We start from the raw sequence: 22,531 nt of genomic DNA, 5'->3' as shown, positions 1-22,531 counted from the left end.
ATCGGCCAAAGGCCGCATGGTGGCGGCTTAGTTTTCCGGTCGGAACAGCCACAGCGCATTGTTTTCATGCGCGCCGCTGTCCTCGCCGATCACCACGTCGCCATTGGCCAGCACCACCAGGTTGTCGGGGTTGGCGATCGCGTCGACCGCGCAGGCATTCGCCGGGTCCGACGCGCTGAACGCCCCGCCCGCGACGACCGGCACCATCTTGTCGACATTATATGCGCCATCCAGTCGCATCTGGTAGACGACGCCGCACCGCGCTTCGCCCAGTTGCAGGTCACCTTTGGTGTCCGACATGCCCTTGGTCACCTCGGACATCGCCATATACATGTAGGGGACCGAGCCATCGCGGGCCCCCTCGTAATGGATGTTCACACCTTCCATCTTGCGGAACTCGGCGGTGGCGCCCTTGGCCTTGGCGGCCTTGCGGCTTTCCAGAAACGCGGCGCGGTCGTCCGTGGCCTTGCCCTCGGCCCAGGCGACAACATCGGCGTCGCTCAGATAGCTGCTGTCGTCCCCGTGATCGGCCTGGCTTATGCCGTCATAGTCGCGCACCCAGCCGTCGATCTGCGTATCCGTCCCATGCGCCAGCTCGATCCACTCCAGCTTCAGCGGGGTCAAGGCCGCATCCGCCCCCGGCGCGCCCATCTGCGTGGCCTTGGCCGCAAACAGCGTGCCCGCGCTCAGATCCCCCGCGCGATCGGCCACGAATTTAAAGAACACCGTGTCCAGCCCGTCATCCGACAGGTACACCGTCCGCTGATCCGGCATCACCACCGCGTTTTCATGGCTGAACCGGCCCAGAGCGCGGCGTTTCACCGGGGTGGCAGCACCAGCGGGATCGGTGATTTCCACGATCAGCCCGTAATCATAGGGGTTGGGGTAGGTGCCCAGGTACTGCTCCAGCGCCTCGGGGCCGTTGATGTACTTGTAATAAGGGTTGTTCCAATCGGCGGTGTCGTCGAAATACAGCTCCTCCGAGGTCAGCGGCGTCCCCCACGGTGACAGCGTGCCAAAGCAGTTCACCCAAGTGCCGCGCACGCCCGAGAAATCCAGCATCCGCGCGTCCGAGCGATCCACCGTCCACGTCCCATCCGCCGCGCGGGACATCTTGACCCGGCTCATCCCGCCGGGGCGGTCCTCGAACGCGGTGAACAGATAGCCCTGACCCGCGCCCGTTTTCACAAACGCATTGAAATCGGGGCGGTTAGAGGTCCGGATGCGGCCCGCAGCCCCCTCGATCACGCCGATCACGTCGAAATCACCCTGCTGCAACAGGATCTGGTAGGCGCCCAGACTGGTCCGGACCACGGCCTTGTCGGCGGCGTCTGTCGGCACCGGCTGCGCCCCCGCGCCGAAATCAGCATTGGCGATCACCCCGATGGTCGCCTTGGCAAAGGCCGACTCCAAACTGCCCGAGGGGTGCTGCACGTTCATGAACAGATCCGCGCCCTCGACGAACAGGCCCGTCACCTCGGCCCCCAAGGGGACGGTGGCGATGCGCGTCAACTCTCCGGCCCGGGCCGCGGCGGTCAGGCAGGTGGTGGCGGTCAGGGCGGCGAACAGCGTCTTGGCGAGCATGGGATTCCTCCGGGCTTGGCGCACCGACTCGATACTCTGCCCCGGCTCCGCAACGGCCACATGACAGAGACAGGCTTATTCTTCGTCCACGTCGTCCACATCGGCCTGACCGGACAGGCGACGCCGGATCAGGCTCCAGCTCAGGCCGACGCCCAGCACGATCGACAGCGCGAAAATTCCCAGCCAGGTCATCATCGTCTGGTTCTTGATGTCCAGCAGGCCGTAATCGTACAGCACCCACAGCATCGCCGCGATGATCGCCAGCACCAGGAACATCCCGAAGGCCCCGATGCTGCGCAACGTCGCGCGCAGGTAGATGATGTAGCCCACCGTCAGCAGCAGCCCCAGCAGCACGCTCATCGGCAATTGCGTCTGATAATTCGCGCTGACCCAGTGGACATAGTTCACATCCGTCGGGTTGAACGTGGCCCCCAACAGGATGAACGCAACCATCCAGCGCAGAAAAAACCCCATGACACCCCCCGGAAATCGTAATTTGGTCTGAACTTGGTCCAATGGATCGCGCAAACCTTGGCCCGTGTCCAGACCTGCGGCGAATTTGAGGTTTCACTGCCCGACACAGCCATATATACGGGCGCGGGTTTGATCCGCATTATACAGAGGACCAGCAATGGCAAACGTCGTCGTCGTCGGCGCCCAGTGGGGCGATGAGGGTAAAGGCAAGATCGTGGATTGGCTGTCGGAACGCGCCGACGTGATCGCGCGCTTCCAGGGCGGCCACAACGCCGGCCACACGCTGGTGATCGACGGCACCGTCTACAAACTGCATGCGCTGCCTTCGGGTGTTGTGCGCGGCGGCAAGCTGTCCGTGATCGGTAACGGCGTCGTGCTGGACCCCTGGCACCTGGTCAAGGAAATCGCCACCATCCGCGCGCAGGGCGTCGAGATTACCCCCGAAACCCTGATGATCGCCGAAAACACCCCGCTGATCCTGCCGCTGCACGGAGAGCTGGACCGCGCCCGCGAAGAGGCCGCCTCGAAGGGCACCAAGATCGGCACCACCGGTCGCGGCATCGGCCCGTGCTACGAGGATAAAGTCGGCCGCCGCGCCATCCGCGTTGCCGATCTGGCCGACCCCGCGACGCTCGAGGCGCGCGTCGATCGTGCCCTGCAGCACCACGATCCGCTGCGCAAGGGCCTGGGCATCGACCCCGTGGATCGCGCCGGTCTGATCGCGCAACTGACTGAAATCTCTAAGGAAATCCTGCCCTACGCCGCACCCGTCTGGAAGGTGCTGAACGAAAAGCGCAAGGCCGGCAAGCGTATCCTGTTCGAAGGCGCGCAGGGCTCGCTGCTGGACATCGACTTCGGCACCTACCCGTTCGTGACCTCCTCGAACGTGATCGCGGGCCAGGCGGCGACCGGCGTCGGCATCGGGCCGGGCTCGATCGACTACGTGCTGGGCATCGTCAAGGCCTACACCACCCGCGTCGGCGAGGGCCCGTTCCCGACCGAGCTGCATGACCAAGACGGTGAACGTCTGGGCCAGCGCGGCCACGAATTCGGCACCACCACCGGGCGCAAGCGTCGCTGCGGCTGGTTCGACGCGGCCCTGGTCCGTCAGACCTGCGCGATTTCCGGCATCAACGGCATCTCGCTGACCAAGCTGGACGTGCTTGACGGGTTCGAAACCCTGAAGATCTGCGTTGCCTATGATCTGGACGGCGAGCGTCTGGACTACCTGCCCACCGCCGCTGACCAGCAGGCCCGTTGCAAACCCATCTACGAGGAAATGCCGGGCTGGAGCGAGTCGACCGAAGGCGCGCGCAGCTGGGCCGACCTGCCTGCCAACGCGATCAAATACGTCAAGCGCGTCGAAGAGCTGATTGACTGCCCCGTCGCGCTGCTCTCCACCAGCCCGGAGCGGGACGACACGATCCTCGTGACCGACCCGTTCGCCGACTGATGGCGCTGCCCTACAAGACACGCCGCCGCCTGGCGCTGCTGATCCTGCTGATCGGCTTGCCGGCCTATATCGCGGCGGCGTGGTATGTGACCTCGCTGTTCGAACGGCCCTCGATCCTGGTCGAGTTCGTGATCTACGTGGCGCTGGGCTTTGTCTGGGCGCTGCCGTTCAAGTTCATCTTCAAAGGGGTCGGTCAGGCCGACCCCGACGACTCAGGCAAGTAACGCCTCGATATGGGCCGGCCCGGCGGGCCGGATCCCTTTCGGGTTCAGCGCCTTGATCGAGTAATACCCGCGCGTGATGTGATCCATGTTCACCGTCTCGCGCACCCCCGGCAGCCGCAAAATCCGCTCCATATACGCCTGCAGGCGCGGGTAATCCGCGATCTGGCGGCGGTTGGTCTTGAACAGCCCGTGATAGGCCGCGTCGAACCGGATCAGCGTCACGAAGGTGCGAATATCCGTCTCGGTCAGCCGGTCGCCAAACAGGAAATCGCCCGTCAGCATCCCCTCCAACTCGTCCAGTAGTGCGAACACACCCTCGTTCGCCTCGTCATAGGCGGCCTGACTGCTGGCGAACCCGGCCTTGTAGACCCCGTTGTTCAGCAGGTCATAAATCCGCGTGTTCAGCGCGTCGATCCGGTCGGCCAGATCGGCCGGGTAAAGGCGATGCTCGGACGGCACCAGCCCCTCGAACGCGGTGTCGAACATCCGCAGGATGTCGGCGCTTTCGTTATTGACCATCACCTCCTGTTTCATGTCCCACAGCACCGGCACGGTTGCCCGCCCCGTGAAATCCGCGTCGGCCCGAGAATACACCTCGTGCAGATAGGTCGATCCGAACAGCGGATCGTCCTGCGCCCCCGGATAGCCGCCAAACTCCCACCCCTGGGCGCCCAGGGTGGGGTTCAGCACCGTCACCGGAATCAGTCCGGCCAGCCCTTTCAGTTGCCGCGCGATCAGCGTGCGCGACGCCCAGGGGCAGATCAGCGCCACGTACAGCCGATAGCGACCGGCCTCGGCCCGAAATCCGCCCGTGCCCGTCGGCCCCGCGCTGCCATCAGGCGTGATCCAGTTACGGAAGCTGGAGACCTGACGCACGAACCGCCCCTGTTCATCCGCCTTTTGCACCGGTTGCCAATCGGTCGTCCATTTTCCGTTCACCAGCATCGCACGCAGTCCTTAATAAAACACAAAGCTGCGCATCGAGACGCTGGCAATGTCGATCGTGTCATTCATGAACACCAGCTCGTCCTTGGCATCCGCCGCCCCTGCGATCGTCAGCGCGGGCAGGTAGTGATCGACCGAGGGGTGCGCCATGCGCAACAGGTTGCCCAGCCCCGCGCGGTCGGCCAGCGCGTCCATGTTGCGGGCCTCAAGGTTGCGCGCAAAGGTCTGGTCGAACTCCAGCGCCCAATCATAGGGTTTCGCGCCGAACCGCATGGTGCGCAGGTTGTGCACGATGTTGCCGCTGCCCAGAATCAGCACGCCGCGATGACGCAGGGCGGCCAGTTCGCGCCCGATCTGGACGTGGTGCGACAGGTCTGCGGCCATGTCGATCGACAGCTGGAACACCGGCACATCGGCGTTGGGATACAGGAACTTCAGCACCGTCCAGGCGCCGTGATCCAGGCCCCAGGTGTCGTCGCCCTCGACATGGTGGCTGCCCAGCAGGCTGATCACCTCTTTGGCCATCTCGGGCGACCCCTCTGCGGGATAGCTTTGCTGGTACAGCTCGTCCGGGAAGCCGTAGAAATCGTAGATCGTGCGCGGGAATTGCGAGACGTCCACCAGCGTGGTGCCCCGCGTCATCCAATGCGCCGAGACCACCAGGATCGCCTGAGGACGCGGCAGTGCCTTGCCCAGCTCGCGCCACGAGCGCGAATATTGCGTGTCTTCGATGGCGTTCATCGGGCTGCCATGGCCCAGGAACACGACGGGCATCTTGTCGGATGCTTTCAGACGGTCGCGCAGCGCCTGCAGGGATTGGGTGACGGACATGTCATGTTCCTTTCTGAATGGGGGCAGGGCGCCCAATCGGGCGCCCGCCTTTGCGTTACTTGCGGCCCAGCGGGTACAGCTGCCAGGCTCCGCCGCCGATCAGGGCCAGAGCCGCCTGCGCAGCCGCCCACATCAGCGGGTATTCCATGCCGCCGCCGGGGTTGGACCAGCCAAAACCCGCGCCGCGGTGGGCGAACAGGGCCGCGCCCAGCAGCACCGGCACCAGCACCAGCGACACCAGTTGCGTCGCGATGCCCAGCACCAGGGCCAGGCCGCCGCCGACTTCGGCCAGAATGGTCAGGTAGGCCACCCAACCCGGCAGGCCAATCGAGTCAAAGAACCCGGCCGTGCCCGCAGGCGTGAACACGAACAGCTTCACCAGGCCATGATACAGGAACAGCAGGCCGGTCGTCACGCGCAGCAGGGCGGCGCCGTAGGGGGCGAATTTCAGGTCGATCATTGTCTCTCTCCTCAGTCTCAGGCGACCCAGGCCGGGGCAATGCCCACGCCCGCGCCCAGCATGTAGCCGAATTGGATGTTCATGTAGCCCAGCGGCTCCAGGTAGCGGGCGTTCGACAGCCCGCCAGCGGCGCGCGCGTCCAGACCCATGTCCTTGGCGATGCCGATCACCACGTCACGGGCGGCCTCGTCATCGCTGGCCACAAAGGTTTGCAGCGGCTGGCCGTTCACGCTCAGGCCCGCAGGATAGTGCTGGGCGAAGATCGTGTTGAACGCCTTGACCACGCGGGCCCCCGGCACCAGCTTTGCGATCTCTTCCGCGGCCGAGCTGTCATGCCCCAGCAGCAGACCCGAGAAATCCTCTTTCACCGGGTTCGACAGATCGACGACGATCTTGCCGGAGAAATCCGCGGCCTTTACGACCTCTGCCGCCGCGCCATAGGGCGTGGCCAGGATCACCACCTCGGCCGATTTCACGGCGGTTGCGATGTCGGCGGCCTGAACGGTGACGCCCTCGGCCTTCAGTTTCGCGGCAGCGTCCACGCCGCCCTTGGTGTCGGCGACAACGACGCCGTGCTTGGTTTTGCCCAGGGCCAGCGCGATCCCTGCGCCGATATTCCCGGTTCCGATGATTGCGATATTCATCTGTCTCTCCTTGGCGGGGCGCTGCGCCCCTTCGATGAGGTGAATATGCCGCTTGCCATTCGCGAATGAAATGACGACTATATGGAATGACTATCGCCATTTTGTTCCTAAAGGGTGGGCCATGGACCTGATCGACGGATTGCGTGCCTTCGTGGCGACGGCGCAAAGCGGCTCTTTCACCGGGGCGGCGGACCAGATGGGGATTTCCAACCGTCTGACCTCGAAATACGTGGCCGAGCTTGAGGCCCGCCTTGGCACCCGCCTGTTGCAGCGCACCACCCGCCGCGTCGGCCTGACCCCGGCGGGCGAAGAGCTGCTCGCCCGCGCCCCTGCGCTGCTGGATGATCTGGATGACGTGCTGGGCGCCGTCACGGACGAGGCGCGCGGCTTTACCGGCATGATCCGCATCTCGGCCCCCGTCACCTTTGGCGAGATCTACGTCGCCGACCTGCTGGCCCGTTTCGCCGCCCCCCATCCCGATCTGGCGATCGACCTGCGCCTGTCCGACAAATACGTCGATCTGGCCAGCGACGGCATCGACCTTGCCTTTCGCATCGGCACCCCCGACATGTCCGCGCTGAAACAGCGCCGTCTGGGCCAGATCCGCAGCCGCCTGATCGCCGCCCCCGCCTATTTGCAGCAACACTCCGCGCCGACATGCCCCGCCGATCTGGCGCGCCATGTCTGCATTCTGGACACCAACCGCCGCACCGCCGGGCGCTGGGTTCTGAACGGTCCAAAGGGCGAAGAAACCGTCACCGTCCCCGGCCGTTTCCACGTCAACAGCGCCCGCGTCGCCCGCGCACTGGCGCTCGAAGGGCAGGGCGTCGCCTTTTGCCCCGATTTCGTGCTGGGTGATGACATAGACGCGGGCCGGCTGGTCAATCTGCTGCCCGAATACCAGACCGCGGCGATTCCCTTCAGCGCGGTCTGGCTGGAAACCCGCACCCTGCCGCGCAAGGTTCGTGCCCTGATCGACTTTGCCGCAAACGACGCCCGCCGCTTCGGGGGCAGCTAGGGCAGGGGGGCTTGCGGCAATCAGGCGTTTGCAAAGTCGTCCGATTGCTCTATTCAGCCCTATCACCGTTGATCAAAAGACCGGAGCGACCATGTCCGTCTCGATGCTGTCCACCTTCGTGAAACCGATGCACCCCGAAGGGCGCAAGTTCGTCGCCGTCTTTGCGGCCGTGACGCTGCTGCTGTTCTGGCTGTGGGAGCCGCTGGGCTGGATCGGCACCGGCCTGACCGTCTGGTGCTACTACTTCTTCCGCGACCCCGAGCGTGTGACCCCCTCGCGCCCCGGCCTGATGATCTCGCCGGCCGATGGCGTCGTGTCGCTGCTGGAACCCGCCGTGCCCCCCGCCGAGCTGGGCCTTGGCGATCAGCCGATGACCCGCATCTCGGTGTTCATGTCGGTCTTTAACTGCCACGTGAACCGCCTCCCGCACGAGGGCACCATCACCGCCGTCGCCTACCGCCCCGGCTTGTTCCTGAACGCCTCGCTCGACAAGGCGTCCACCGATAACGAGCGTAACGGCCTCGCCATCGAAATGGCAGACGGCCGCAAATACGGCGTCGTGCAGATCGCGGGCCTCGTCGCCCGCCGCATCCTGTGCTGGTCGCGCGAAGGCCAGTACCTGGAAACCGGCGAGCGTTTCGGCCTGATCCGCTTCGGCTCGCGCCTCGACATCTACCTGCCCGAGGGCGTCGCCCCGCTGGTCGAGATCGGCCAGACCATGATCGCCGGCGAAACCGTGCTGGCCGATCTGGGCACCCCGGCGGAGTAACCCGATGAAGCGCCTCATCACCCGCGACCCGTCCAGCGACCAGGTGCCTTTCCTGTTGCTGTTGCCGAATCTGGTGACGCTGACCGGCATGTGCCTTGGCCTCACCTCGATCCGCTTCGCCATGGACGAGCGGTTCTCGGTCGCGGTGCTGTTGCTGTTGTTGGCGGCGCTGATCGACGGGCTGGACGGGCTGCTGGCCCGCCGCCTCTCGGCCACCTCCAACTTCGGGGCCGAGCTCGACTCGCTCTCCGATTTCCTGTGCTTCGGCGTGGCGCCCGGCATTCTGGTCTACCAGTACCACCTTGCGCCCATCGGCAGCCTGGGCTGGATCGCCGTGCTGATCTTCGCCGCCGCCTGCTGCCTGCGTCTGGCCCGCTTCAACGTCATGCGCGGCACCGGTGACCCGTCCGAGGAAGAGGTCGCCGACAAGAACAAGACCTATTTCGTCGGTGTGCCCGCCCCCGCCGGCGCGATGCTGGGCCTGCTGCCCGTCTTCGCCACCCAGGCCGGGTTCCTGTCGATGGACACCCCGGCGCTGCTGATGGCCGTCTGGCTGGGCTTCGTGGCCCTGCTGATGGTGTCGCGGCTGAAAACCATCTCGCCCAAGGGCCTGCGCATTCCGCGTGGCATGGTGGCCGTTCTGATGTTCGCACTGGTCTTCGGGATCGGGTTGATCTTCACCCGTCCGTGGACGCTGCTGGTGGTCGTGGATCTGGCCTACGTGGCGCTTCTGATCCAGGGCATCATCAAGGCGCGCGGGCGGCTGTTTTCCTAATCGGCCAGCGTACGATTCTTCGCAAAAATCTGACGATTTCGCGCCCTGACGGATCGTGCCTTTCGCACACGCGCCGCTCACACCCCGTTCAGAATTAACCATTCTCGCCGGGCAAACTTCACCCATCGCATGAGGATCGCCGCACAACCCGTTGCGGGCACACGTAATTCGCTCCCCGCTGGGGCGTGTTAACGATTAACTCTAGGGGAAAATGGCAGCCCGTAGGGGAATCGAACCCCTCTTTCCAGGTTGAAAACCTGGCGTCCTAACCGATAGACGAACGGGCCAAACCGTTGGCGTGAGGCGTCTTCTAGTCAGGTACCGTCGCCTCCGCAAGGGAAAAATTCGCCCCTTTTGGCGAAATTTTCACATTTTCTTTGCTCAGGCGCGGGCAGCGTCCTCCAGCCGTAACTGGACAGTGCGGCGGCCATTCCAGACGTTAACCTCCAGCCGCCCGGCCAGGTGGAACCGCGCGCCGTTGTGGCCTTCCAGCAGGGGGCCAAGCTCGGTGTCGTAGGCGCCAAAGCAGATCGCCTCCAACCGCGCGCCCAGCCCGTCGCCAAAGCTCAGTTTCAGGTGGCTGTCGCCGATGCGCTTGGTGAAATGGATCGCCACGTCCGGGAACGCGAACCGAGGCGCCGGGGCCCCCGCGCCAAAAGGCCCAGCCTTTTCAATCTCTTCCACCAGCTCCAGCGTGGCCGCGCCGGGCATCAGCAGGGCGTCCAGCTTCAGGTCTGCCGGGCCGCCTTCGCCCGCGCCTTGGCGGGCCAGCAGCTCGGACAGGCGGGCCATCGCGGGTTCCAGCTGGTCGCGCGCCACGGTCAGACCGGCGGCCATCTTGTGCCCGCCGCCCTTGATCAGCAGCCCTTCGGCGGCCAGCCGCTGGATCGACGCGCCCAGGTCCACGCCCGAGATCGACCGACCCGAGCCTTTCCCTTCGTCCCCGTCCAGCCCGATCACGACCGCCGGCCGGTTGGTCGCCTCTTTCAGGCGGCTCGCCACGATCCCCACAACGCCCGGATGCCACCCCTCACCGGCGGCCCAAACCAGCGGCGCGTCCAGCCCGCGTGCCTCGGCCTGCGCCATCGCGGCGGCGCGTACGGTGGCCTCGATCTCGCGCCGCTCGCTGTTCAATTCGTCCAGGCGTTCGGCTAAGGCCTTGGCTTCCAACGGGTTTTGGCAAGCCAGCAGGCGCGCGCCCAGATCGGCCTGACCGATCCGCCCCCCAGCATTGACCCGGGGCCCCAGCAGGAATCCCAAATGGTACGTCGTCGGAAACTGGTCCATCCGCGAGACATCCGACAGGGCCACCAGACCGGGCCGCTCGCGCCGCGCCATGACCTTCAACCCCTGCCGAATCAGCGCCCGGTTGACCCCGATCAGCGGCGCAACATCCGCCACTGTCGCCAAGGCCACCAAGTCCAGCATCGCCATCAGGTCCGGCCCCGCAACACCCTCTGCGCGCATCTGCCGGTTTGCCTCGACCAGCATCAGGAACACTACGGCCGCGGCGCACAGATGCGCCAGATCGCCGGTTTCATCCTGACGGTTCGGGTTCACGACGGCCACACAGTCGGGCAGGGTCTCGCCGCCCAAATGGTGATCCAGAACAATGACTTCGGCCCCTTTGGCTGCCGCGATAGGCCCGTGGGACAGCGTCCCGCAATCCACGCAGACGATCAGGTCGTGATCCCGCGCAAGCGCCTCCATCGCGGGCTCGTTGGGGCCATAGCCTTCATCTATCCGGTCCGGAACATAGAGCGTGGCCTGACGCCCGATCTGCCGCAACCAGTCCAGCAACAGCGCGGCCGAGCTGCCCCCGTCCACGTCGTAATCGGCGAACACCGCGATCCGCTCCCGACCGCGCGCTGCCTTAAGAAACCGCGCTGCGGCGGTCTCCATGTCCTTCAATTTGTGCGGATCGGGCAACAAGTCGCGCAGCTGAGGCTCCAGAAACCCCACCGCCTCATGCGCCGGCACCCCGCGCCGCGCCAGCACGTTGCACAGGGGCGCGGGCAGGCCGGTCTGTTGCGCCATCGCCTCGGCCATCCGCGATACGGCGGGGTCGGGCCCCACCCAGCGACGGCCGCTTGCCGATGTCTCTACGCCCAGAAAGGCCATGCTCCCTCCTGCTTCTTTCTGACCGAAATACTCCCGCCGGAGGCGTGCTCCGTCGCCGCACTCGCTGCCGTCAGACGGTCTCGATGCGCAGCGCCACGGGCGCTTCGGTTACCACGTCGGTTTTCTCGATCCCGGTCAGGGCCACGTCCAGCTCGGCCCGGGTGGTCTTGTGCGTCACCAGCAGGACCGGAGCAATATCGTTCACATGGTCGTACTGGCGCATCCGGTGGATCGACACGCCTGCCTCTCCCAGGATCGAGGCGATCTTGGCCAGTGCGCCGGGTTTGTCACGCAGTGACAGGCGGATGTAGTAGGGGGCGGCCAGAACCGATTGTGCGCGCTGTGCGGCCACAAGGCTGGTCGCAGGCTGTCCGAACACCGGATAGCGATAGCCGCGTGCGATGTCGCAGATGTCGCCCAGAACCGCGCTGGCGGTCGGGCCTTCGCCCGCTCCGGCGCCACGCAGGACGATCTGGCCGACGCTGTCGCCCTCGATCACCACCATGTTGGTGCCGCCTTCCAGCTGGCCCAGCGGGCTGTTGGCGGGCACGAGGCACGGCGACATGCGCTGTTCCAGCCCGCGATCGGTCATCTGGGCGACACCCAGCAGCTTGATGCGATAGCCCATGTCGGCGGCCTGACGGATGTCCTCCAGCGCGATGCGTTGGATGCCTTCCAGCTCTACGCCGTCGAAATCGACCTGAGTGCCAAAAGCCAGAGCCGACAGCAGCGACAGCTTATGCCCGGCGTCGATGCCGCCCACGTCGAGGTTGGGGTCGGCCTCAAGATAGCCCAGCTTGTTGGCCTCATCGAACAGGGCGTTATAGCCTTGGCCGGTGGCCTCCATCCGGGTCAGGATGTAGTTGCAGGTGCCATTCATCACGCCCATGACGCGGCTGATCTTGTTGCCTGCCAGCCCTTCGGCCAACGCCTTGATGACGGGGATGCCCCCGGCGACGGCGGCCTCGTAGCGGATCACGGAACCGGCGGCCTCGGCCTTTTCGGCCAGCATCTGGCCGTGCAGAGCCAGCAGCGCCTTATTGGCGGTGACTACGTCCTTGCCCGCATCCAGTGCGGCCTGGATCGAGGCTTTGGCGGGCCCGTTTGAGCCGCCCATCAGTTCGACATAGACATCCACGTCATCGCGGCGGGCCAGGGCGACGGGGTCGTCCTCCCAGCCATAGCCGGACAGATCGACGCCGCGGTCTTTCTTGCGGGTGCGCGCCGAGATGGCCGAGATGGTGATCTCGCGCCCGGTGCGCATGGTCAGGAGGGTCGCCTGCTGTTGAATGATCTTCACGACACCGGCACCCACGGTACCCAGCCCGGCAATGCCCAGACGCAAGGGTTGGCTCATCGAAGCCTCCTGACACTTGTTGTTATTCGACCGGGATGTACCGTGACTGACGGACCCATGCAACGCGGCAATTCACGATTTGCCGGGCGGAACGGGGCTATGAGCACTATTCGGGCGACTTATTCCTGCGACTCGTCCTGCATCTGGCGGGCGCGGGCGCGCAGGGCCGCGGCGCGGGCTTGCAGGGCGGCGTCCGTGGTGGTGATCCTGGTGCCGTCCGCCTCGTCCAGCAGCGGGCCAAGGGGAACCAACGCGGGGAAGGGGGCTGCCTTGGCCGCAGGGGTGATGTGCTCGTCCAGCTCGGGCGGGCGGGCGCAGGCAGCGCAGAGCAGCAAGGGCAGAAGTAGGAAACGCATCCGGCACCGTTGGTTGACACCCCTTCTATCTGCCCTGAAATGGTATCATTGTGCAAGCATCGGGCGGTTCGCTATATGCCGTCGCCAAACCGGCGGTTTCGCTTGGATATGAACGGATGTTCATATAGAACGGGCGCATGGCTAGAACTGCGGGTTCACACTCTGAAATCACCGGACCGCGTGTTTTGCAGGCGGCGCTGACGCTGTTTGCGCGGCACGGGTTTGCAGCCGTCTCGATGCGGCAGATCGCGGCCGAGGTCGGGGTGCAGGCGGGGGCCTTGTACAATTACACGCCCGACAAACAGACGCTGCTGTTCGACCTGATGCGCACGCATATGGAGGGGCTGCTGGAGGCGTGGGAGGCCGAGAAATCTGACGGCGACGCGACCGAGCGCCTGCGCCGTTTCACCCGGTTCCACATCACCTATCACCTAGAGCGTCCGGACGAGGTGTTCATCTCGTACATGGAACTGCGCAACCTGACGCCCGAGAATTTCCGCGAGATCGAGGCGCTGCGTCGCAAGTATGAGACCGAGTTGGAAAAAATCCTGCGCGATGGTCTGGCCGAGGGCGTGTTCAACGTGCCCGATCCGCGCGTTGTAACGATGGCGGTGATCGCGATGGTGACGGGTGTGACGACATGGTATCGCACCGCCGGTCGCCTGTCAGTCGAGGCCGTGCAGGACATCTATTGGCAGATGGTGCAGCGGGCGGTTTCTGCCTGACCCCTCGCCAAAGCTGCGAATTGGCGCTAAGTCCGGCTAAACACATCCGGAGGATCCCATGCAGACCGCAAAATCACCCATGGCCAGCGTTACGGCCTCTGTTCCGCGCCGTTGGTTGGGGATCGGGATGTTGGCCTTTCTGGGCGGGATGCTGCTGTACATCGCCTTTGCCACGCCGCCGCAGCTGATGTGGCAGGGGTTTCTGGTGGCGCTAGGGCTGGCCGCCCTTTGGCTGGCCGAGAAGATGCGCCGCGCGACCGAGTTGACCATTCACCTGACCGAAGACGGGCTGTTCGACAGCACAGGCGCCTGCATCGCGGAAATCGGTGCAATCAAACGGGTCGAGCGGGGAACCTTTGCGATGAAGCCGTCGAACGGGTTCATGCTGCGGCTGGATACCCCCGGCCACCGCGCGTGGAACCCGGGTATCTGGTGGCGTATGGGCAAGCGTGTGGGCATCGGTGGCGTCATGCCGGGCGCGCAGACGAAAATCATGGCGGACATGCTGGACGCCATGGTCGCGGATCGTCAGGCGCGCTGACGCTTAGCCGTTCGACCAGGGCAACAGCGGCGAGAAACGCGGGCTGGTGAAGACGAAGTTGTACATGTCCCGTTCGGCCAGACCGACGTTGAACGGCGGGGTGTAGTGGCTCCAGGTTTCGACCAGGATCAGGCGCTCGTTGTCGGCCATGATCGGAAGATCATTCGTCAACGCTGCAAGATCGTTGTTCGTCAGTTCGGTCACACCACCGCGCGTCTTCGACCAATCGCGGATATAGGCGTCGTCCTCTTCGTCCCATTGCAGCACCGTCACGCGCATCTTGGTGTTGCGCGCGGGACCGGCCAGATAGTCGAACAGGCTTTTCATGCCATCCAGATAGTCGCCGTCGATCGAGTTCGTTTCACGGGACAGCATGTCGCCGACGGTGTAGGCGGCCTTGATGTTGATGCTGTTCTGCCGGTAGGCGTCAAAAAACACGAAGGACGCCAGAAAGGCCCAGAACAGGATCGGCAGGGCGATCACGGCCTCGATGGCAACGGTGCCCTCGGTTTCGCCGGCAAAGCGGGCGATGCGGTTCTTGAATGCGGCTTTGAGCTTGGACATTAGTTCGGCTCCTGCACGAAGGCGGCTTTGGCGACCAGAGCGGCCATGCCAGCGGCGTCTTTGCTGAGAGTCTTGCCCAGTCCGGCGCCCGGGAACACCGGTTCGAACTTGGCACAGGCCCGCAGCAGCATCAGTTCGTTTTCCATACCGTTGACGAAGTTGCGCACCGGCTGAACGTCTTCGGACTGGTCGGTGCAGTCAAACTCGTCCTCGGGGTCGTTCCAAGCGCGAGGGTCGATCACCAGCATTTCCAGACGCAGGTTGGTTTCGCAGTCCGGAATGACCGGAGCGCGGGAACAGACGCGGGCCTTGATCTCGTCATGCTGCGGTGCACTGCCGGTTTCCAGGCGGATTTCGCGCACGGTCAGGTCCAGCGCGCGCTCCAGCATGGTTTCGCGCATGGTGATCAGCGACAGTTCGAACGCCGACAGCAGAACCCCCAGAAAGAAGGGGAACACGATGACGAATTCCACCGTTGCCGTGCCGGAGTCTCCGTGCGTGAAGCGCCGAGCAAAGGACTTGATGCGTGTCATTGGACCAGCCTCAGCTTGCGGATGGAGGATGCGATGGACGAGAAGGCGTCTTCGATTTCCAGCCCGTCCACGTCAAAGAAATGCCCGTCCGAGCTGGCGCAATCCTGCAGCACCCTCTGCCCGGCATTGGGGGCTTCGAATCCGATCGTGTAGACGATGATACCTTCGTCCTTGGCGGCGTCGCAGATGTGTTTGGTGCGCTGGTTCTTGACGGTCGAGTTGATCGAGCTGAACGCAGCCTGGTACCAGGTGGCCCATGCGTTGCTCATGTCGGCGTAGTTGTAGGTGGCGTTCCAGGCCAGCGACACGCGGTTGAACAGCTCGGGGAAGGTCAGGCGAACGGCGGTGCCGGGTTCTTCGGTTTCGACACAGGTCGTGGTGGTGCTGCCTTTATTGCCCTTTTTGCGATAGTCGCGCTGACCGTAGACCGTGGTGCATTCCTCGTACGTGCCATTGCCATACGGGTGGTCGAACCATTCGTTCAGGTGCGGCCAGTAATAGCTTTCGTCCGAGTTCGAGTTGTTCGCGTTGCCAGAGGATTGGTAGACCGAATAAACGTCTTCCTCTGCGTTGTAATAGACCGGCGAGTTGCCCGTGCGCATGGACGGGTTCAGCAGATACTGGTCGGTGTTCTGACCGTCGGTCATCAGCACGATGATCTTCATGATGTTGCTGGAATAGGCCGTCGGGCGACCTTCGAAGGCCGAGCTGACAACGCCGTCTTCGATCAGTTCGCTGACAAGGTCATCCATGCTGGGGTCCAGCAGCAGCGTGCCCCACTTCATACCGATGTCGATCGAGGTGTTCCCGATTGCATCGAGGTTGTCGATATAAGTGGTCAACGCATCCACATCCGAGGACAGCGGCATGATTTCGCGCGACGGGTCCACCGGGCAGACCGGCTGCTCGATCGGATCCTCGGTATAGGTGAACGGGTCGAAATGGGCGGTGCGTTCCAGCACACCTTCGTCATGCAGTTCGGTTCTGCTGAACTCGTCCGCGTTGAAGTTGACGCAGTGGGAATAGGAATGTTCGTTCGAGACGTTCAGGTGGTCCAGGATCTGGGCACCGGCGCTGACCTGGGTCGCGTAGGGAATGATCGAGATCGACACATTACCGATGTCGGACGAGGTCAGCAGCGTTTCGACGAATTCGGTCGCCGCAGGCTTGAGGTTCGCCAGACGCGAGTTGCTGTTCATGGAGCCCGAAACGTCCAGGATCAGCGACACTTCGAGGCCATCGATGCTCTCCATGGCGGCGCCATTGGCGGCGGCCGTCAGCGTCTCGATGCCCAGCATCTTCAGGAAGAAGGTGTTGAAGGTGGTTTCAGCCGTTGCTGCCACCCGCTTTGAGCCGATCGAGCTGGTGATCGTGACGCCGGTCAGGTATTCGGACAGGCCGGCCTTGTCGAAATAGTCGTTCACCACGACCTTGGCGTCCAGCGATTGGTCAAGGTCCGCCGCGGCCAGAACAGCGCGGTCCAGAGTGTTTTGAAGCCGCGAGCGGTCCATCTCGAAGCGCATGATGTCGATACCGACACCACCGATCATCAGCATCAGGATCAGCATCATCAGGGCGAAGGCAACCATCACGCCGCTTTCGTCGTCGCGGAAACGCTTCAGATGCTGAAAGCCCGCCTTGCCGGCCAGACGGGGCCAAGCCATTTGGTGATTTTTCTGCTTCTTCGTCTGCATGATCTGCTTCCACGTTGTCTGCCTTCGCAACGCCGGGGCGTAAAAAGACTCGGACTTCATCAGACAAATGTATTGCTAACCAACGTGGCACAAATGAGGCGTGAACCGGGCATTGCTGGACGATTGTCCTAGCCTTTTCCGATATTTACACAGGTTCCACAGGAATTGTTTCCGTCCGCCGGCCAATCATTACGTGTTTCATGTCTGTTTCGGTTACTGCTATTCTGCGCCGCAGTATGGTGTAGGAGCTGTGGAAATGTCGGAAAATGGCTTGGAATTAGGCTGTTCCTGCGGCGCGGTTGCGCTGCGACTGGAGCCGAAGGGCGTGGCCACTGGCTCGCGGCTCAGATGCTATTGTATCGATTGCCAGACCGCTGCGCGCTATCTGGGCTATGCGTTGCCAGCCCATGGCGGCACGGAGTTGATCCAGAGCACGCCGGATCGCGTCTCGGTCCTCAAGGGGCAGGACAAGCTGGGCATCCTGCGCCTCAGCCCGAACGGGTTGATCCGGTGGTACGCGACCTGCTGCAACACCCCGATGCTGAACATGATCCGCAAGCCGGGGCTGCCTTTCGTCGGCTTGGTTCTGCACGACGCAGAACTGCAACAGGCCGATAGACAGATGGGCCCCAACCGTGGCCATGTGTTCACTAAACACGCCCGCAAAGGGCAGGGCGCGCCCGCGAAGGACGTGAATTTCAACAGCATCGGGCTGAATATCGTCAAGCGGATGTTGGGCGCCTACCTGACGGGGCGGCACCGCAAGAACCCGTTCGTCAGCCCCACCGGAGGCTGGCCGGTGACGCCGAAAGTCCTGACCATCGAGGAACGCGCCGCCGCTTCCAAAGCCGTTGGCACTGGCTAGGCGGCTCTGTCCGTGCCCCTTGCGCTGGTCCGGTGTGGCTGGCATCTAGGGGCATAGAGTTTCGGAGGAGCCCTCATGCGACAAATCCTGCCCATTACCCTTGCCGGTTTGATGGCGCTGTTGCCGGTGGCGGTGCTGGCGGAGTCCAAGGCTGAGAAAACCGAGCGGTGCTCGATCCAGGCGGGGATCGTCGAGGCCGCGATCTCGCACCGTCAGGCCAACCGCAACCAGAACCGCGCCACGCGCAAGATCATGAATGCGGACCCGATCAAGGGAACTAAGTACGAAGCGAATGTCGACGTTCTGGTGGCGTGGATCTATTCCCTGCCTCAGGCGCAACTGACGCCCGATACCACGGCGACCTTCGAGAAAGCCTGCCTGGACTACAAATCCTGATCCCGCATCGGCGGCGTTTGCAAGCTGCCGTCAGAGGTCTATATTCGCCCCATGAGCCTCCCGCCCGGATTCTTGGATGAACTGCGCAACCGCATCAGCCTGTCTCAGGTGGTGGGGCGCAAGGTCATGTGGGATGCGCGCAAGTCCAATCAGGGCAAGGGCGACATGTGGGCGCCGTGCCCGTTCCACCACGAAAAAACCGCGTCTTTTCATGTGGATGACCGCAAAGGTTATTACTATTGCTTTGGCTGCCACGCCAAGGGGGACGCGATTTCCTTCGTGCAGGAGACCGAGAATGTCGGCTTCATGGAGGCGATCGAGATTCTGGCCCGCGAGGCCGGGATGTCGGTGCCCAAGGCCGACCCCAAGGCGCAGCAGAAGGCCGATCGCCGCAGTCAGCTTGCCGAGGTGATGGAACAGGCGGTGCAATTCTACCGCCTTCAGCTGAAACGCGGCGTGGCCGAGGATGCGCGGGCCTATCTGGCGCGGCGCGGTCTGGCCGAAGCGACGCAGGACCGGTTCGAGATCGGCTTTGCCCCCGATGGCTGGCAGGCACTGTGGGATCATCTGGCGGGCAAAGGCGTGGCGGAGGAGCTGATCCTGGGGGCAGGGCTGGCGAAACCCTCGACCAAGGGCAAGCGGCCCTATGACGTGTTCCGCAACCGCATCATGTTCCCGATCCGCGACCCGCGCGGGCGCTGCATCGCGTTCGGTGGGCGGGCGATGGACCCGAATGACAACGCCAAGTACCTGAACTCGCCCGAGACCGAGCTGTTCGACAAGGGGCACAGCCTCTATAACCACGGACCCGCGCGCGAGGCGGCGGGCAAGGGCCAGCCGTTGCTGGTCGCCGAAGGGTATATGGATGTGATTGCGCTGTCCGAGGCGGGGTTCGGCGCGACCGTCGCCCCGCTGGGGACGGCGATCACTGACAACCAGCTGCAACTGCTGTGGCGGATTTCGTCCGAGCCGGTGATCGCGCTGGATGGCGACACGGCGGGACTGCGGGCGGCGATGCGGGTGATCGACCTGGCGCTGCCGCTGCTGGAGGCCGGCAAATCGTTGCGCTTTGCCCTGATGCCCGAAGGCATGGACCCGGACGATCTGATCCGCGCCAAGGGGGCAGAGGCCGTCCAAAATGTGCTGAACGCCGCGATCCCGATGGTGGACCTGCTGTGGCGGCGCGAAACCGAAGGACGCGTTTTCGACAGCCCCGAACGCCGGGCCGCGCTGGACAAGGCGCTGCGCGAGAAGATCAAGCTGATCCGCGACCCCTCGATCCGCGCGCATTACGGCGAGGCGATCAAACAGCTGCGCTGGGAGCTGTTCGGACAGTCCCGCAAGAAACCGGGGGCGCCGCGGCGCGACTGGCGGTTGCCACCCATTCCGGTGCCGGTGCAGTCGACGCGCAACTCTTTGCTGGTGGCTGCGGGTGAGCGGGCCGAGGAACGCGTCCGCGAGGCGGTGATCCTGGCGACGCTGATCCGCAATCCGTCGCTGCTGCGCGAGTTCGAGGCGCAGATCGAAACGATGGCCTGCGCAGAGCAGGATCACGCGCTGATCCGCGATACTCTGCTGCGCGAGGCGCATCGCGACGGACCGGACGATCTGGAAACGCGGATTTCGCAGGCAATGGGGCCGGGAGGGCTTGAAACCTTGTTTGCGCTGCCCCATGTCGCCATAACGCCGGCCTTGCGCCGGGTCGGGGATGAGGAAGCCGCGCGCCTGACCGTGGCCGAGGAACTGGCCAAACTGAAGGCGCAGCGCGGCCTGACCGAGGAGATCGCCGAAGCCATCGAGGAAATGTCCGGCGTGGCAGACGAAGCCGTGACATGGCGGCTGGGACAGGCGACCGAGGCGCGAAACCGTGCCCTGCGCAGCCAGAACGAGGACAAGGCGGAATACGATGTCGGAGAGAACGGCGCGCGAATCAACCGCTCGGAGCGGGCCGCGCTGGACGATCTGATCAGCAAGATTTCCCTCACGAAGCGGCACTGACATGCGTTTCGACGGGGAAAAGGAAAGAAAATCAGGTATGACGGGTGTCCGAATCACCCGGACGCGTTATTGATTCGGGTCAGCGAATCACTTGACCAGACAAACGCCGCAAGCATTCGCACCGTGCAGGAGTAACAGATGGCCGTAAAAGAAACCGACGACGACAAGCCCGAAGATCAGGAAGCCGAGGTTTCCCTGGACATGAGCCAGGCCGCGGTCAAGAAGATGATCGCCGAGGCGCGCGAGCGTGGGTACATCACCTATGACCAGCTGAACCAGGTCCTGCCGCCGGACCAGGTGTCCTCGGAACAGATCGAGGACGTGATGTCGATGCTGTCCGAAATGGGCATCAACATCATCGAAGATGACGAAGTCGAAGAAGAAGAGGCCAAGTCGACCGCGGTTGTGGACGTGTCCTCGAACCGGGGCGAGGTTGCCCTGTCTTCCGGCACGACCGAGAAACTGGACCGCACCGACGACCCAGTACGCATGTACCTGCGCGAGATGGGCAGCGTCGAACTGCTGAGCCGCGAGGGCGAGATCGCCATCGCCAAGCGGATCGAAGCCGGGCGCAACACCATGATCGCGGGCCTGTGCGAAAGCCCGCTGACCTTTCAGGCGATCACCATCTGGCACGAGGAACTTCTGTCCGAAGACATCCTGCTGCGCGACGTGATCGACCTCGAAGCGACCTTTGGCAACCAGATGGGTGACGAAGAAGACGATACGCCGGTGATGGACGCGGCCAACGTTTCTTCGGCTCCGAAAAAGACCAACAGCGACGAACCCGAACTGGACGCCGACGGCAACCCGATCCGCAGCGATGACGACGACGACGACGACGACCAGACCTCGATGTCGCTGGCTGCGATGGAATCCGCGCTGAAGCCCAAGGTTCTGGCGACGCTGAGCCGAATTTCCGAGGATTTCGAAAACCTGTCGGAAATGCAGGACAGTCGGATTTCGGCCACGCTGAACGAGGACGGTTCGTTCTCGGATCAGGACGAGGCGGTGTATCAGAAACTGCGCGCCGAAATCGTCGAGCTGGTGAACGAACTGCACCTGCACAACAACCGGATCGAGGCGCTGATCGACCAGCTGTATGGCATCAACAAGCGCGTCATGCAGATCGACGGCGCGATGGTCAAACTGGCCGACCAGGCCCGCATCAACCGCCGCGAATTCATCGACGAATACCGGGGCCGCGAACTGGACCCGAACTGGCTGGAAGACATGTCCCAGAAATCGGGGCGTGGCTGGCAGATGCTGATGGAACGCTCCTCGGACAAGATCGAGGAGCTGCGCAACGACATGGCGCAGGTCGGTCAATACGTCGGTCTAGACATCAGCGAATTCCGCCGCATCGTGCAACAGGTCCAGAAGGGCGAGAAAGAAGCCCGCCAGGCCAAGAAGGAAATGGTCGAGGCGAACCTGCGTCTGGTGATCTCGATCGCCAAGAAATACACCAACCGCGGCCTGCAATTCCTGGACCTGATCCAAGAGGGCAACATTGGCCTGATGAAGGCCGTCGACAAGTTCGAATACCGCCGTGGCTACAAGTTCTCGACCTACGCGACCTGGTGGATCCGTCAGGCGATCACGCGCTCGATCGCGGATCAGGCCCGCACGATCCGTATCCCGGTCCATATGATCGAAACGATCAACAAGCTGGTCCGCACCGGCCGCCAGATGCTGCACGAGATCGGCCGCGAGCCGACCCCGGAAGAGCTGGCCGAAAAGCTGCAAATGCCGCTGGAGAAGGTCCGCAAGGTGATGAAGATCGCCAAGGAGCCGATCAGCCTGGAGACGCCGATCGGGGACGAGGAAGACAGCCAGCTGGGCGATTTCATCGAGGACAAGAACGCGGTTCTGCCGCTGGACTCGGCCATTCAGGAGAACCTGAAAGAGACGACGACCCGCGTTCTGGCCTCGCTGACCCCGCGCGAGGAACGCGTGCTGCGGATGCGTTTTGGCATCGGCATGAACACCGACCACACGCTGGAGGAAGTCGGCCAACAGTTCAGTGTGACCCGCGAACGTATCCGTCAGATCGAGGCCAAGGCCCTGCGGAAACTCAAGCACCCCAGCCGCAGCCGCAAGCTGCGCAGCTTCTTGGATCAGTAAGAAAAGGCGCCCTTCGGGGCGCTTTTTTCATCGCGCCAGCCCCGCATGATCACACGCAACTGTGAGCGCGGATACGTTGG

Annotated in this window: 23 protein-coding genes and 1 tRNA gene; 11 read left to right on the top strand and 13 right to left on the bottom strand. The window is 63.7% G+C overall.

Translation table 11 applies throughout. The features are described from left to right. Positions 1-27 precede the first annotated feature (27 nt). Together E7681_RS04575 and E7681_RS04570 are read right to left on the bottom strand one after the other, a co-directional pair. Positions 28-1,584 carry an alkaline phosphatase PhoX gene (locus tag E7681_RS04575; RefSeq protein ID WP_136338098.1) on the bottom strand — a complete coding sequence of 519 codons (1,557 nt, stop codon included), beginning with the start codon at positions 1,582-1,584 and terminating at the stop codon, positions 28-30. A gap of 75 nt (positions 1,585-1,659) precedes the next feature. Next, positions 1,660-2,058 (bottom strand): DUF6524 family protein, encoded by a 399-nt coding sequence (locus tag E7681_RS04570; RefSeq protein ID WP_136338097.1) that lies wholly within the window; start codon positions 2,056-2,058, stop codon positions 1,660-1,662. 157 nt (positions 2,059-2,215) lie between these two features. Here E7681_RS04570 and E7681_RS04565 point away from each other — a divergent pair, with 157 nt between their 5' ends. Together E7681_RS04565 and E7681_RS04560 are read left to right on the top strand one after the other, a co-directional pair. Next, the gene (locus tag E7681_RS04565) at positions 2,216-3,511 is read left to right on the top strand and encodes an adenylosuccinate synthase (protein ID WP_136338096.1); all 1,296 of its coding nucleotides are present in this window, start codon (positions 2,216-2,218) and stop codon (positions 3,509-3,511) included. Further along, positions 3,511-3,735 (top strand): DUF2842 domain-containing protein, encoded by a 225-nt coding sequence (locus tag E7681_RS04560; RefSeq protein ID WP_136338095.1) that lies wholly within the window; start codon positions 3,511-3,513, stop codon positions 3,733-3,735. Before E7681_RS04565 ends, E7681_RS04560 begins: the two co-directional genes overlap by 1 nt. Here the strand turns inward: E7681_RS04560 and E7681_RS04555 are convergent. The 4 genes from E7681_RS04555 to E7681_RS04540 are packed head-to-tail and all read right to left on the bottom strand — an operon-like array spanning position 3,724 to position 6,615. Further along, positions 3,724-4,680 carry a glutathione S-transferase family protein gene (locus E7681_RS04555; protein ID WP_136338094.1) on the bottom strand — a complete coding sequence of 319 codons (957 nt, stop codon included), beginning with the start codon at positions 4,678-4,680 and terminating at the stop codon, positions 3,724-3,726. The two genes, E7681_RS04560 and E7681_RS04555, sit on opposite strands and share 12 nt — an antisense overlap. 12 nt (positions 4,681-4,692) lie before the next feature. Beyond that, the gene (gene ygiD / locus E7681_RS04550; RefSeq protein ID WP_136338093.1) at positions 4,693-5,511 is read right to left on the bottom strand and encodes a 4,5-DOPA-extradiol-dioxygenase; all 819 of its coding nucleotides are present in this window, start codon (positions 5,509-5,511) and stop codon (positions 4,693-4,695) included. 55 nt (positions 5,512-5,566) lie between these two features. Beyond that, the gene (locus E7681_RS04545) at positions 5,567-5,971 is read right to left on the bottom strand and encodes a DoxX family protein (RefSeq protein WP_136338092.1); all 405 of its coding nucleotides are present in this window, start codon (positions 5,969-5,971) and stop codon (positions 5,567-5,569) included. A 17-nt stretch (positions 5,972-5,988) separates the two neighbouring features. Then, positions 5,989-6,615, bottom strand: a complete 627-nt coding sequence (locus E7681_RS04540; protein WP_136338091.1) for an NADPH-dependent F420 reductase — start codon at positions 6,613-6,615, stop codon at positions 5,989-5,991. A 121-nt stretch (positions 6,616-6,736) separates the two neighbouring features. Between E7681_RS04540 and E7681_RS04535 the strand changes: the two genes are divergently transcribed. From E7681_RS04535 to E7681_RS04525, 3 genes are all read left to right on the top strand, one after another. After that, entirely contained in the window at positions 6,737-7,633 is an 897-nt protein-coding gene (locus tag E7681_RS04535) for a LysR family transcriptional regulator (protein ID WP_136338090.1), read from the top strand. Positions 7,634-7,694: 61 nt separating this feature from the next. Further along, positions 7,695-8,402 carry a phosphatidylserine decarboxylase gene (locus tag E7681_RS04530; protein WP_281277650.1) on the top strand — a complete coding sequence of 236 codons (708 nt, stop codon included), beginning with the start codon at positions 7,695-7,697 and terminating at the stop codon, positions 8,400-8,402. A 4-nt stretch (positions 8,403-8,406) separates the two neighbouring features. Further along, positions 8,407-9,177 (top strand): CDP-alcohol phosphatidyltransferase family protein, encoded by a 771-nt coding sequence (locus tag E7681_RS04525; protein ID WP_136338088.1) that lies wholly within the window; start codon positions 8,407-8,409, stop codon positions 9,175-9,177. 212 nt (positions 9,178-9,389) lie between these two features. Here E7681_RS04525 and E7681_RS04520 read toward each other — a convergent pair. The 4 genes from E7681_RS04520 to E7681_RS04505 all read right to left on the bottom strand — a co-directional run bounded on the left by E7681_RS04520 (position 9,390) and on the right by E7681_RS04505 (position 13,011). Further along, positions 9,390-9,464: transfer RNA gene (locus E7681_RS04520), tRNA-Glu, on the bottom strand. Between the two features lie 94 nt (positions 9,465-9,558). After that, positions 9,559-11,298 (bottom strand): single-stranded-DNA-specific exonuclease RecJ, encoded by a 1,740-nt coding sequence (recJ, locus tag E7681_RS04515; protein ID WP_136338087.1) that lies wholly within the window; start codon positions 11,296-11,298, stop codon positions 9,559-9,561. A gap of 70 nt (positions 11,299-11,368) precedes the next feature. After that, the gene (locus E7681_RS04510) at positions 11,369-12,655 is read right to left on the bottom strand and encodes a homoserine dehydrogenase (protein WP_136338086.1); all 1,287 of its coding nucleotides are present in this window, start codon (positions 12,653-12,655) and stop codon (positions 11,369-11,371) included. A 119-nt stretch (positions 12,656-12,774) separates the two neighbouring features. Then, the gene (locus tag E7681_RS04505; protein WP_136338085.1) at positions 12,775-13,011 is read right to left on the bottom strand and encodes a hypothetical protein; all 237 of its coding nucleotides are present in this window, start codon (positions 13,009-13,011) and stop codon (positions 12,775-12,777) included. Positions 13,012-13,148: 137 nt separating this feature from the next. Between E7681_RS04505 and E7681_RS04500 the strand changes: the two genes are divergently transcribed. Both E7681_RS04500 and E7681_RS04495 read left to right on the top strand, forming a co-directional pair. Further along, on the top strand, positions 13,149-13,736 hold the full coding sequence (locus tag E7681_RS04500) for a TetR/AcrR family transcriptional regulator (RefSeq protein WP_136338084.1): 588 nt from the start codon (positions 13,149-13,151) through the stop codon (positions 13,734-13,736). Positions 13,737-13,794: 58 nt separating this feature from the next. Beyond that, positions 13,795-14,277 carry a hypothetical protein gene (locus E7681_RS04495; RefSeq protein WP_136338083.1) on the top strand — a complete coding sequence of 161 codons (483 nt, stop codon included), beginning with the start codon at positions 13,795-13,797 and terminating at the stop codon, positions 14,275-14,277. 3 nt (positions 14,278-14,280) lie between these two features. On the opposite strand, the gene E7681_RS04490 is transcribed toward E7681_RS04495, so the two are convergent. From E7681_RS04490 to E7681_RS04480, 3 genes are read right to left on the bottom strand one after another with little or no spacing between them, the layout of a single operon-like run. Continuing rightward, entirely contained in the window at positions 14,281-14,841 is a 561-nt protein-coding gene (locus E7681_RS04490) for a TadE/TadG family type IV pilus assembly protein (RefSeq protein ID WP_136338082.1), read from the bottom strand. Continuing rightward, positions 14,841-15,374: a TadE/TadG family type IV pilus assembly protein gene (locus E7681_RS04485; protein WP_136338081.1), complete on the bottom strand. Its 534-nt coding sequence runs from the start codon at positions 15,372-15,374 to the stop codon at positions 14,841-14,843. The genes E7681_RS04490 and E7681_RS04485 overlap by 1 nt, the downstream gene beginning before the upstream one ends. Further along, positions 15,371-17,038, bottom strand: a complete 1,668-nt coding sequence (locus E7681_RS04480; protein ID WP_136338080.1) for a TadE/TadG family type IV pilus assembly protein — start codon at positions 17,036-17,038, stop codon at positions 15,371-15,373. The genes E7681_RS04485 and E7681_RS04480 overlap by 4 nt, the downstream gene beginning before the upstream one ends. A 286-nt stretch (positions 17,039-17,324) precedes the next feature. Here E7681_RS04480 and E7681_RS04475 point away from each other — a divergent pair, with 286 nt between their 5' ends. From E7681_RS04475 to rpoD, 4 genes are all read left to right on the top strand, one after another. Continuing rightward, complete coding sequence (locus E7681_RS04475; protein ID WP_136338079.1) at positions 17,325-17,933, top strand: DUF6151 family protein; 609 nt, start codon at positions 17,325-17,327, stop codon at positions 17,931-17,933. Between the two features lie 75 nt (positions 17,934-18,008). Then, on the top strand, positions 18,009-18,329 hold the full coding sequence (locus tag E7681_RS04470) for a hypothetical protein (protein WP_136338078.1): 321 nt from the start codon (positions 18,009-18,011) through the stop codon (positions 18,327-18,329). A 51-nt stretch (positions 18,330-18,380) separates the two neighbouring features. Continuing rightward, entirely contained in the window at positions 18,381-20,327 is a 1,947-nt protein-coding gene (dnaG, locus tag E7681_RS04465) for a DNA primase (RefSeq protein ID WP_136338077.1), read from the top strand. Between the two features lie 138 nt (positions 20,328-20,465). Beyond that, the gene (gene rpoD / locus E7681_RS04460; protein ID WP_136338076.1) at positions 20,466-22,451 is read left to right on the top strand and encodes an RNA polymerase sigma factor RpoD; all 1,986 of its coding nucleotides are present in this window, start codon (positions 20,466-20,468) and stop codon (positions 22,449-22,451) included. Positions 22,452-22,531: the final 80 nt, after the last annotated feature.

It is taken from the genome of Thalassobius vesicularis (assembly GCF_004799325.1).
GTDB lineage: Bacteria > Pseudomonadota > Alphaproteobacteria > Rhodobacterales > Rhodobacteraceae > Thalassobius > Thalassobius vesicularis.
The sequence above is the reverse complement of the archived record's forward strand: the minus strand, read 5'-3'. Positions and strand labels throughout refer to the sequence as shown.